Annotated in this window: 13 protein-coding genes; 1 reads left to right on the forward strand and 12 read right to left on the reverse strand. The window is 32.4% G+C overall.

The genetic code is table 11. The features are described from left to right. Positions 1-147 precede the first annotated feature (147 nt). The 7 genes from CEF19_RS00450 to CEF19_RS00480 all read right to left on the reverse strand — a co-directional run bounded on the left by CEF19_RS00450 (position 148) and on the right by CEF19_RS00480 (position 4,176). Positions 148-489: a helix-turn-helix domain-containing protein gene (locus CEF19_RS00450; protein WP_100404267.1), complete on the reverse strand. Its 342-nt coding sequence runs from the start codon at positions 487-489 to the stop codon at positions 148-150. A gap of 81 nt (positions 490-570) precedes the next feature. Beyond that, positions 571-1,317 (reverse strand): Fic family protein, encoded by a 747-nt coding sequence (locus CEF19_RS00455; RefSeq protein ID WP_100404268.1) that lies wholly within the window; start codon positions 1,315-1,317, stop codon positions 571-573. Positions 1,318-1,816: 499 nt separating this feature from the next. After that, positions 1,817-1,975, reverse strand: coding sequence for a hypothetical protein (locus CEF19_RS23015; protein WP_157800851.1), 159 nt, complete (start codon positions 1,973-1,975; stop codon positions 1,817-1,819). Positions 1,976-2,354: 379 nt separating this feature from the next. Then, the gene (locus CEF19_RS00465; protein WP_100404270.1) at positions 2,355-2,537 is read right to left on the reverse strand and encodes a hypothetical protein; all 183 of its coding nucleotides are present in this window, start codon (positions 2,535-2,537) and stop codon (positions 2,355-2,357) included. A 139-nt stretch (positions 2,538-2,676) separates the two neighbouring features. Next, on the reverse strand, positions 2,677-3,225 hold the full coding sequence (locus CEF19_RS00470) for a histidine phosphatase family protein (protein ID WP_319830055.1): 549 nt from the start codon (positions 3,223-3,225) through the stop codon (positions 2,677-2,679). A 28-nt stretch (positions 3,226-3,253) separates the two neighbouring features. Next, positions 3,254-3,682, reverse strand: coding sequence for an NUDIX hydrolase (locus CEF19_RS00475; RefSeq protein ID WP_100408143.1), 429 nt, complete (start codon positions 3,680-3,682; stop codon positions 3,254-3,256). Between the two features lie 173 nt (positions 3,683-3,855). After that, positions 3,856-4,176 carry a hypothetical protein gene (locus CEF19_RS00480; protein WP_227521884.1) on the reverse strand — a complete coding sequence of 107 codons (321 nt, stop codon included), beginning with the start codon at positions 4,174-4,176 and terminating at the stop codon, positions 3,856-3,858. Between the two features lie 464 nt (positions 4,177-4,640). On the opposite strand from CEF19_RS00480, the gene CEF19_RS00485 reads away from it, so the two are divergent. Beyond that, positions 4,641-5,402, forward strand: a complete 762-nt coding sequence (locus CEF19_RS00485; protein WP_100404272.1) for a ZinT family metal-binding protein — start codon at positions 4,641-4,643, stop codon at positions 5,400-5,402. Positions 5,403-5,654: 252 nt separating this feature from the next. Here the strand turns inward: CEF19_RS00485 and CEF19_RS00490 are convergent, their stop codons facing one another. The 5 genes from CEF19_RS00490 to CEF19_RS00510 form a co-directional block, all read right to left on the reverse strand. Next, positions 5,655-6,623: a phosphotransferase enzyme family protein gene (locus CEF19_RS00490; protein ID WP_100404273.1), complete on the reverse strand. Its 969-nt coding sequence runs from the start codon at positions 6,621-6,623 to the stop codon at positions 5,655-5,657. Between the two features lie 77 nt (positions 6,624-6,700). After that, positions 6,701-7,264 (reverse strand): GNAT family N-acetyltransferase, encoded by a 564-nt coding sequence (locus tag CEF19_RS00495; RefSeq protein ID WP_100404274.1) that lies wholly within the window; start codon positions 7,262-7,264, stop codon positions 6,701-6,703. A 298-nt stretch (positions 7,265-7,562) separates the two neighbouring features. Next, positions 7,563-7,856, reverse strand: a complete 294-nt coding sequence (locus CEF19_RS00500) for a CD3324 family protein (RefSeq protein WP_100404275.1) — start codon at positions 7,854-7,856, stop codon at positions 7,563-7,565. A 723-nt stretch (positions 7,857-8,579) separates the two neighbouring features. Beyond that, a complete protein-coding gene (locus tag CEF19_RS00505) occupies positions 8,580-9,122 on the reverse strand; it encodes a hypothetical protein (protein ID WP_100404276.1) in 543 nt (180 codons plus the stop codon). A 555-nt stretch (positions 9,123-9,677) separates the two neighbouring features. Continuing rightward, positions 9,678-10,193: a hypothetical protein gene (locus CEF19_RS00510; protein WP_100404277.1), complete on the reverse strand. Its 516-nt coding sequence runs from the start codon at positions 10,191-10,193 to the stop codon at positions 9,678-9,680. Positions 10,194-10,253 lie beyond the last annotated feature (60 nt).

The following is a 10,253-nucleotide window of genomic DNA, read 5'->3' on the forward strand; positions in this document are numbered from 1 at the left end:
ACAAGACACACTTAATGGATATACTCTTTGAGTGATATTGAAAAATCATTTACTTAAAAAGATATTACTAACGTAAGTATAACTACTATGTTTAATAAGGCTTATTCAAGATCATTCATTTCCAAAATAATATTTTCATGTGATGACTCAATAATTTAGGCCTTCTATTCCTTGTTCATTAAATGTTTTCATCCAGCGGTGAATTAATGAAGGATTGTTCAATCTAAATTGATCAGCAGTTTCCTGATAAGAAGCACCTGTGTGTAGCATAAATTGTATCTTATCGAATTTAAATTGAATAGAATAAGCTTCCTTCACTTTTCTTTGCTTTAATCCTTCCATCCCTTGGGTTTTATAGGCTCTTACCCAATCTTGTAATAGTGTTTGAGAGGGTATATTGTATTTCTTCGCCAATAATTTATATCCAAGATTTCCATGTAAATACTCAGTAACAAGCTTTATTTTAAATTCCTCACTATATTTGGCCATAAAAACACCCCAAAAAGTTAGTTTTCTGCTCTAACTTTTTGGGGTCGGTACCTTTCCTTCAACAAAATTACTCTTTATTTATTAAGGTTTTACAGCTTTAAGGTAAATATTTAAACTATCACGAACGCAGCCAGTGATTAATTCAATAAAAGGGCTGTAGATTTGTTTTACACTTGCCAACTCAAGCGTTTCATAATATTTTAAACGTTGTTCATGTTCAGCTTTGACAATAGCAGGGGAATAACCATTTTCCATTAGTATTAAATTCATTAAGAGTCTGGCCGTTCTGCCATTTCCATCTGAAAACGGATGAATATAAACAAATTTAAAATGAAAAAGTGCTGCCAGTTCCACAGGGTGTAAGTCACCCTTATTATCCTCATACCATGATAGTAAATTAGACATTTCCTGAGGTACCTGAAGAAAATTCGGTGGCTCATGCACACTACCAGAGATTCTAACGTTTATATTGTGATAATTACCTGCATTTTCATTATCTATATTTTTTAATACCAAATAGTGAAGATTTTTCAGCGTTCTTTCATCGAGTTTTTTATCTTTTAAGACATGCTCTTCAATATAATCAATTGCTTCCGAATGATTAATTACTTCAAAATGTTCCTTTAAACGCTTTCCACCTATTGTAAGTCCATCTTCTAAGACAACTTTAGTTTCAATCAATGATAATGTATTACCTTCGATAGCATTGGAATTATATGTCCACTCAACACGAAGAACCTCATTTAAATTTTTAACTGCAGCAGAAGGAAGAGGTCTGAGTTGGTCGAGTTCATTTTTTAGTTCGGTAACTTCCGTAAAATCATTCATAGAAACACCTCAACACTTATTTTAAACAGCAAACTGAATATAAAATAAGTGTATAATACTTTGAAGGAAAAGACTAATTTTATACAGTAAAGCTGATAAAAGTTATAAATATATATTGTACTATTTAATTCTTCGTTAAACTGTTATTTAACGCGAAATGGTTGATTGTTTCCTCTCTTAAAATATTAATTTTAATGATCCGCTTCATTTTTATTTGAACAAGTTTGAATTTCCTTATTTGGATTAAAGTTATCGGATGAAGAGAAGAAAACACATTACGCTAATCAAGAATTGTTTTGTACAGTGGGGACTTTTATATGAGTATCTTTGTACCAATTCTCCGCACTAAAATGATGTGGTCCATCACACTCCACCACAACTTTACAAAATTATCCATATACAACGAAATCTAAAGTATAATGTTTATTCTCACCCTTTACATATACCTGCTCAGCAAAGAATAGACTGTTACTCAATAAAGCTTCCCTCATTATTATCTCTAATTCGGTTGCCACATTCTGCATGTCTTTAATCCTCCAGCAAATTTAGAATGGCTTGTGTAACTGCCCGGTCCATCAATAAGCAAAAGAACAACCTCAGCTTCTTGAAGTAATGCACCCGTTACTTGAAGAAGATTTTCTGTTGTTAACCTACTCACAAATATCTTATAAACTATTACTTTTTACTTTGGTTCCAAATCTCCTAATTAAGAAAGCAATTATCGTAATAGCTCCACCTACAAACATTAATACCCAAAGAATAGACCACCAAAGTGTATCCGTTATGCTATAATGTCGAAATGTACCAATAGTAATCAAACAACCTAAACAAATTATGAAACCGAGCCATTCTATTACTTTCATTTTTATTTGCAATAAAAACCCTCCTTAAATACCTTTTAACTCTCTATTTATTAATTTCTATAATAACTCATTAGCTTATTAAATTATCCTGCATCGTTAGCGGAACAAGGCAAGCGATGCCTTGTTTCGCTAACGAAGCACCTGTTTGTTTAAGTACCTCTTTTCACACAGTATTTATTTTTTGCTTTTTAATACTCCTAAAACTTCAGAAATCCCCATTGCAATACTTGCATTAAGCATTCCAAACAATGTCCCAATAAGCATCAATCCATCATATTCACCAATAAAATTCATTACAAAGAAGATAAGACAAAATGCAAAAAATATCAGTCCGAATATAAATAAAAATCTATCCAAATCAATCCCCCAGTAAAAGACAATTTTGAAATACCTGCCTAGTGTTCCGCAATTCAACACAAAGAGCTATTACCTTTTGAGCAATCGCACCCGTTAATTTAAGATAAGCTTTTCACAATCTCTATTGAAATCTTTATTCTTAATTCCATAATCGTTCTAAAGTTATTTTATTGTTTTCTGATTTTATATGGTATACGTCTGGATTACTTAACCTTGACCATTCATCAAAACCAAATTCCTTGTTAAAATGGTTTAATAATAATGACATTAAATTTCCATGTGTCACAATTATTGTATTTTCAAATTCACCATTAAAAACATCCTCAATAACTTCTATTATTCGTGTTACCGCCTCTTTGCTGGACTCTCCACCTTTGAATTTTAATTCGAAATCTTCAAATGTTGTTCTTAATTTTTCAAACCAATCCGAAAGATGTTCTGTGCTTAGTACACGTTCTTTTAATTGGCTATTTATTTCTATCTCAACATTTAACTGCTTTGCAAGTGGTTGTATCGTTTGGATAGCACGCTTATATGGACTTGAAATGATTCGTTCAATTTTAACATTGTTAAAAAAAGTTGCTAAATCGATGGCTTGCATTAAACCTTTATCAGTTAGCGATGATTCTGGTGGCTGTCCCTCTGCCTCACAATGCCTAATAACATAAATGCTTTTCAATTGAAACACTCCAATTTTTCTTTTTTAAAGTGATAGTTTACAAGTTTGATTTTATTACCATTGCACGTTTAATACTTTCTTTTAGATAAATAGGTGCTTTTGGGTGATTTAATATCTCATCTGAAGTAAGCCATAATACACGTTCGACTTCATCAGGGCTTTTAGGAAACGCCTCTCCAGAAATATATTCACAAAGAAAAACAATATCAACTACATTTTCACCCTTATCAGTTACAAAAGATGTGCTATGTACATAATTTAGGTAATCTTTTACTTTCACATCCACTTCTTCTAAAATTTCACGCTTTACCGTTCTTTCTAAAATATCTGATTTGTTACCTTCTATATCAACCTTACCGCCGACAAGAGAAAGCAATCCTCCTGCATGTTCCTCTTTTTTACTTCTTTCAATTATTAACCACTTATTATCTTTCCAAATAGCCCCTTCAACATTTACAATAAACATTTTTTTATATTCCTCCAACAAAATATTCTTTTTTATTACTTCTTCTAAATCACTTGTTTTCCTTTTTTTATAAAATTCTTCTTGCACTTTCCTGCGCCGATAGTAGAATAGCGACTGCTGCTGTACAGCAATCGCACCCTTTACTTGAACAATATTTATAATTCAATTAGTTATTAGTGTGGTACTGAATTAGTTGCAAGATAAAAAGCCATATATATACTAAAACAACCTAAAAGAATAAGAATTGTAAAAACAATCTTTCTTCCTATCTGTCCTATGGAATAGATATTCACTAAAAAGTAATAAATAATAGCACTTCCAAAAATAAATAGAAAAAAACTTTTGATTTCATATGAAGGGATTGGAGTAGTTATACTTGTTAATGCAAATCCCCCAAAGAGAAATATCCCTAGTACATTTAAAAATTTTCTTGAACTTACTTCTTTTTTCGTTACAATTTCAACGTTTTGAGACGTTTGAACATTAGTTTCCAAAATGACACCTCCACTTTATTAACCTTAAAACTATACTGGTTTTTCGAATAAATGTTTCAATAAATTCTCTATGTTGCTTATTTTACAATCCTGCTTCTTTAGTTTAACATTAATTTCCTTTTCATTGACATGGAAAAAGCATCCCTTGTTTAAGGAATGCACCGTTTGTTTAAGTACATATCTTCACAATCTGAGATCAAAACATATCCTCCTTTATATTCATGTCTACCTTCTTGTTTAACTCTTGTTCTGTCAGTTAGTCAGCCAATTACATAGTTTTTTGGACTATATAAAAATAATTCTTTTTCTATAAAATTTAAAATACACCTTGAATTTACATGAGAGTCTATTTTTCATCTTATAAAACTTTATAAAATTGGTGTAATTTTCATTGACAGTCTAATAAAGTAAATGCTATGATTCAATTCGTAATAATTTCGATTTAGAGGGAGTGTTTTGAAAAAATGAGTTCATTTACAAAATTATTAAGCGTACTTAGTATCAGTTTCTTGCTAGTGGCGTGTCAGACTTCAAATTCATCGGAAGAAGCTTCTAGTGCTAATGAATCGTCCGAAAATAGTGCAGCTGAAGCAGATGCCGAAAGCTCTTCTGAAGTCAAAGAGCAACAATCAGAAAATCATGAACATGAAAGTGAACACGATCATAGTCATGGCCATGATGAAGAAGCAGAACAAATTTATAACGGGTATTTTGAAGACAGTCAGGTAGAAGATCGTCCACTCTCCGATTGGGAAGGAGACTGGCAATCTGTCTATCCATTCCTGCAAGATGGTTCGCTTGACGAAGTATTTGCTTATAAAGAGGAAAATAAAGGTGATATGACAGCTGAAGAATATAAGGAGTATTATGATGTAGGGTATCAAACAGATGTTAACCGTATCGTAATTCAAGAGGATACAGTAACGTTCTTAAAAAACGGAGAAGAGATTTCTAGTGAATATATCTATGATGGGTACGAGATTTTAACATATGATGCGGGAAACAGAGGAGTGAGATACATATTTAAATTAGCGGAGGAATCTGAAGAAGCTCCTTCATATATTCAATTTAGTGATCATGGTATCTATCCGACTAAAGCTGATCACTACCACTTGTATTGGGGTGACGACCGTGAAGCATTATTAGATGAAGTCACAAACTGGCCTACCTACTATCCATCAGAAATGGATGGTCATGAAATCGCTCATGAGATGATGGCGCATTAAATATATAAAAGGTAGTTTCTGAAGATACTAACCTCGATAAAAAACTTCCTTGCTGAAAAAGGATTTAGAGTGTATAAAAACCAATTGTTTTTATACCGGGTTCCGTTTCCTATCGCAAAAACAGAAATTACAAACAAATATGCACCTTTATTTGCACCCAATTTTGTAACAAATTTAAATGGCTCAATTCATACGAACCGAGCCATTTTTTTATGTTTATTAACTGTTTTTTTGTTCAACTAACGCTACCCTTTAGTTGAACAAAAAACGTTCCTCTTTAAGATATTTTCTACAAAATTTTTCAACTACCATTGGGATGTTTTTTGATAACTCATTGTGTTCATTAACATTTTTAGATAGAAATGCAAAATTCCGAATGATTGCCCATATGAAGAACGCTTCTAATAATTCAATATAGTCTCGCTGTAAATTGCGTTCTTGTTGATAGTAAGTAATTAATTTCTCCCTATTTTTTGGAATAAGATGTAGAAAGGTTTCAGCGATATCAAATAAGTAAAACCCGAAACCACATGATGAAAAATCTATAACGAAAGGCTTCCCTTGGTTAAATACATAGTTACTCTCATGAATGTCGGAATGAATAATTCCCCAGTCATCACTATTTTTCTCCTGTGAATTAATTACCTTTACTATTTTATCTGTGGTCTTCTGTAATACTTTATAATTATCCGAAGACATAATATTTAAAGGTAACATTTGTTTTAACTGATTTAGCGAATTCAATAGATTCTCAGCATTGTAGGAAGGTCTTTCAAAGGTTTCAGGAACAATCCAACAAACGGAATGTCCATGAAGAGTAACCATTAATTGAGCTAATTTTTCTAACTCAACATCAGTTGGTTGTCTATCCAATGTTTTTCCTTCAATCCAAACTTGCAAAGTCCAAAAAGAATGATTACCTGTTTTTTCATCAATTATGTTTGTAGTTAATTGATTGTTTATATTCCTTACTGGTCTTTGAATATTTAAGCTAGTATTCGCTTCTAACGCTTCAAGCCATAACAATTCAGATTCAATAACTCTTTTCTCATTAGTCCCCATATGATGTTTAAATAAATATTTATTGTTATCAATAGTTTCTATACAAAATGTAACATTATCACTTTTTCCTAAGTACGTTACTTTATTTATACTATTTATGTCATAAAGTTTAATTAGTTCTCTCTCCACTTTTTTTTCATAGAGTACTTCATTATACAATTACTTCCCCCCTAAAATATTTACAACTGAATAATGGTTAGTAAAGGGTTAAATCCTTATTTTCTTAATAACTATATTTAACCTAGTGCTTTTGAATTCGAGTGTTTTCCAATATTATTAAATCGAAAGATAAGTTTATCCCCATCGAATGTTTCCCCTTTTTCCTCAATGAAAACTCCATTAGTGTAATTTGAGATTGTCTTCCTCCAAAACCTTTGCCCAACTATGTTTTTCTCTAAAGGATTCGTAAACAACTCCCAATTTCCAATAAATTGGTCAAATACTATATTTGCTACTCTTTCAGCAATACCTTTCCCCCTTACTGACTGAATTAAAAAGAATTCATTAACAAAATAATCAATGCCTTTATTACAATGAGGCTGGGTCGCTATTAGAACAAATCCAGCTGGTATCCCATCTACGAAAATTAGGTAGGGGAACAATACATCAGGTTTTTCCCACCAAATATTTTGAACTACGTACTGGTCATTTAATGTTCGAAAATCGTCACCATCCTCAAAAACCCCATGAACATTTGGGAGTCTGCCATAATGTCCTGATAGGTCATACAGGTACAAAGGATATAAGTTTTTTATAATATATGCTTGATTTTCATCTGTTAATTGAACATCAATTTTCATCGGTTTCTCCTTTAATTTTGACATAAAAACCTATGTAGATTTTTTAAACAATTGACGAATTAATGCCTTTTAGTTTGTAAAACTAAACTTTTAAAAGCGCAAATTTTAAATCGTTCGCAAAAAATGCTAAACTGTTGAAACTCGATAATGTATGCTATAAAAAAGATGCTATAACCGCTCATACATGGCAGTAAGTAGCATCTTGCGTTTTTTTTAGACATTAATTCTTTTACTCTGCGCTACTAAATTAACTGTAGCACAATTACTATAAATAGCCCTGTTCAAGAATGGTTCTACCTTAAACTTGAGCACGTACTGAAGCACGTCTCTTCTCTTGGCTAACGATTCTCCGAATACTAGATTCAGAGAGATAGTTTTCCTTCGCCAATTGCGGAGTGGACACTCCTGACTGATAGCGACAGAAAATAGTTTGGTTTCTTTTGCGTAAATAGCTTTTCGTCCCGCTTTTTTCTCCCCAAGCTTTGTGTGTTTCTTGTTTCTTAGGTATATAAATATATCCGCCATCAATATATTCTTGTATTAACGTAATAAGTTTTTCCGGTAACACATTTTCGGTGTTGTAATATTTCATTGCTTTGCTCCTTCCAAAATGTTCATTTCAGATAGAAACAAAGACTACAAAGCCGAGGACAATGAATCAATATTACTCATATTTATTAGGCTCCAAACAAAGTATTGCCGGCACGTTTTGTAGTCTTTGTTTGGAGCAAACGGTAAAATTTGCAAAATGCCTTTTCTCCCTCATTTTGTTTCACCTCCATAAATTTTTACAAAACCCCTTTCATTTTGTGAATATTCCACACGCGATTCATCTTTTCCTCCACATCGTTAGCTCAAGAAACGATTGCCCTTATTGTACAATCCTGCACCGTTACTTCAACAAAGAAAGAGCGCTGTTCTTATTAAAGCAGCGCACCCGTTAGATTAATCTTCTATCCTCTATATTTTTTAAACCATGTGAAAAGTGCGGTATGGATCCAAGTTTATTACCTCAAGTCTATGAGTAACTAGGAACTTATAATTTAGTACATATCTTTAGATGGAGCGCGGAATGCTGGGAGACTAGCACGTTTCGTGTGGAGCAGGGGAAAAGCTGGAGATAACATCAAATGCTTACCTATTGCTGACGATTGCGATAGTGGGACGGTTGCTTATTATTTAAAGGATTTTAGTGTAATATGTTCTTCTTATAATTAAACAGAGATCCTTCTATTTTATTATATAATGTAATTGGTCTTTTTCATTTTGGTATTTGAACAGACAGGTACCTATAGCATCAGAGATAATGTTTATCTTAGGGAGATTTGTAAGTTTCAAAATCATCCTGAAATATTTTTATCATTTCTTGATATAAAACTGGGTGCTTTTTAACAGATTTTAATTGTTCTTTATATGTCCCCAATGTACCTGGTACTTTTAATAATTCTGGATAAATAATTACCTCGCCATCTTCTGCTATAAAAATTGCAGACATTAAGCTAGGTTGTTGTTCATCTATGCTGTGACTACGATTTCTGTTTATTCGAACAAAAAAATGGTTTTTTTCTATTAATTGATCGAGTTGATCTGATGAAACATTTTTTACTTCAGTTTCACTAATTTCATCTATAAAATTGTTGATTTTATCTACATCAATAATATCGCTGTGTAAAGAGAAAACCTCGTGTTTACGATTGTTGTAAGTCACATTAAGTTCAATAATAATTTCGGTTTTTTCATCTAAAATCTCATGTATAGCTCTAGGCTCTTTTTCAAAAATCTCAGTATGTTTTACCATTAATGTTAATACTAGCAATACTCCAACAATTAAAAAAAACAAAAAAAACTTTCTCACCATAAATCAGCTCCGATATACTCACATGTTTTTCTTGAAGCGATGTTATCTGGATTACGGGTAATGAACAGTTTATCCATTTCATGAGCATGTGCCAACTTTCCTTAAAAGCCATTACAGCTTTTGCAGCAGAGTGATTGCCTCTATATTCTTCATTAACTGAATATCCAATATGGTCACCATAATGTAAGTTTTCATTGTACCCAATTCTAATATCTATCTTTCCAATAGGTTTCGATGAACCGCTTAAAGAAATATTGAAATGATAAGCTGGAACCCAGTTCTTATCCTTGTTTCCCGGTACTGTTTTTTTCAGATGTAAATCAATTTCATCTCCTTTAATAACATCAAGTCCAAAAATTTGAATTCCATTATTCTCCCCCTTAATTTGACTATATTTATTTCTATATTAGACAGATGATACCCTCTGCTTATTTCACTGTCCTGCACCGTTACTTCAATAAACAAATGGCTATGCCTAATTCAAGCATCGCACCCGTTTGTTTAAGTACATTCATTCACAAGCAGAAGGAGTTATTCAAGAACTATACTGAAACTTTATTCTAATCCCTTGAAAAAACCTTCGAATTCCATTGTTTGCTGTTGACGAAAACCAAAATTTTTGTATTCGATAATGAGATGACTTATGTTATTTTCATAGTTTGCATCGTGTAGTTCCACCCGAAAAACGAGCATGAAGTTGTCTTCTACTTTATAGTTTTCTACTGGTAAGTATTCGTTGATATACCCTTCTTCAATTGCGAAATCTTCGTCTATCACTCCCGTTACACCCATTTCATCAATCATCGAAGTGACCGTTAATTGTAAATCTTCTTCATTTAGCTCCGTTCCATCGTGTTTTATTAATGTTACGTTGGTTAAAGTCGGTTTTCCAAAACCACCCCAATGCAGACCGTAGCCCATATAAAACGGAAGCCTTTCTTCCACAATTGGGGCATCTTTAGCAATATAAGAGGTAGAACCGATAACAAATTCTCCTTTTGAAAAAACATAGTTAAATATAATAACGCTTAATACTAGCGTAGCTCCCAGTATAATAAACCACTTTTTCATTCAAGCACCTCCTTTATAAAAGTTAACACATAATCCCGAAGCTATCTTTAATTATCCTGC

This window comes from Bacillus solitudinis (genome assembly GCF_002797395.1).
In the GTDB taxonomy this organism is placed as follows: domain Bacteria; phylum Bacillota; class Bacilli; order Bacillales; family Bacillaceae_D; genus Halalkalibacter_A; species Halalkalibacter_A solitudinis.

What these genes read in the sequence shown, in the direction of transcription:
- CEF19_RS00450 (WP_100404267.1), bottom strand. Translation starts at nt 489, where the DNA reads ATGGCCAAATATAGTGAGGAATTTAAAATAAAGCTTGTTACTGAGTAT.
- CEF19_RS00455 (WP_100404268.1), bottom strand. Translation starts at nt 1,317, where the DNA reads ATGAATGATTTTACGGAAGTTACCGAACTAAAAAATGAACTCGACCAA.
- CEF19_RS00475 (WP_100408143.1), bottom strand. Translation starts at nt 3,682, where the DNA reads ATGTTTATTGTAAATGTTGAAGGGGCTATTTGGAAAGATAATAAGTGG.
- CEF19_RS00485 (WP_100404272.1), top strand. Translation starts at nt 4,641, where the DNA reads ATGAGTTCATTTACAAAATTATTAAGCGTACTTAGTATCAGTTTCTTG.
- CEF19_RS00495 (WP_100404274.1), bottom strand. Translation starts at nt 7,264, where the DNA reads ATGAAAATTGATGTTCAATTAACAGATGAAAATCAAGCATATATTATA.
- CEF19_RS00500 (WP_100404275.1), bottom strand. Translation starts at nt 7,856, where the DNA reads ATGAAATATTACAACACCGAAAATGTGTTACCGGAAAAACTTATTACG.
- CEF19_RS00505 (WP_100404276.1), bottom strand. Translation starts at nt 9,122, where the DNA reads ATGGTGAGAAAGTTTTTTTTGTTTTTTTTAATTGTTGGAGTATTGCTA.
- CEF19_RS00510 (WP_100404277.1), bottom strand. Translation starts at nt 10,193, where the DNA reads ATGAAAAAGTGGTTTATTATACTGGGAGCTACGCTAGTATTAAGCGTT.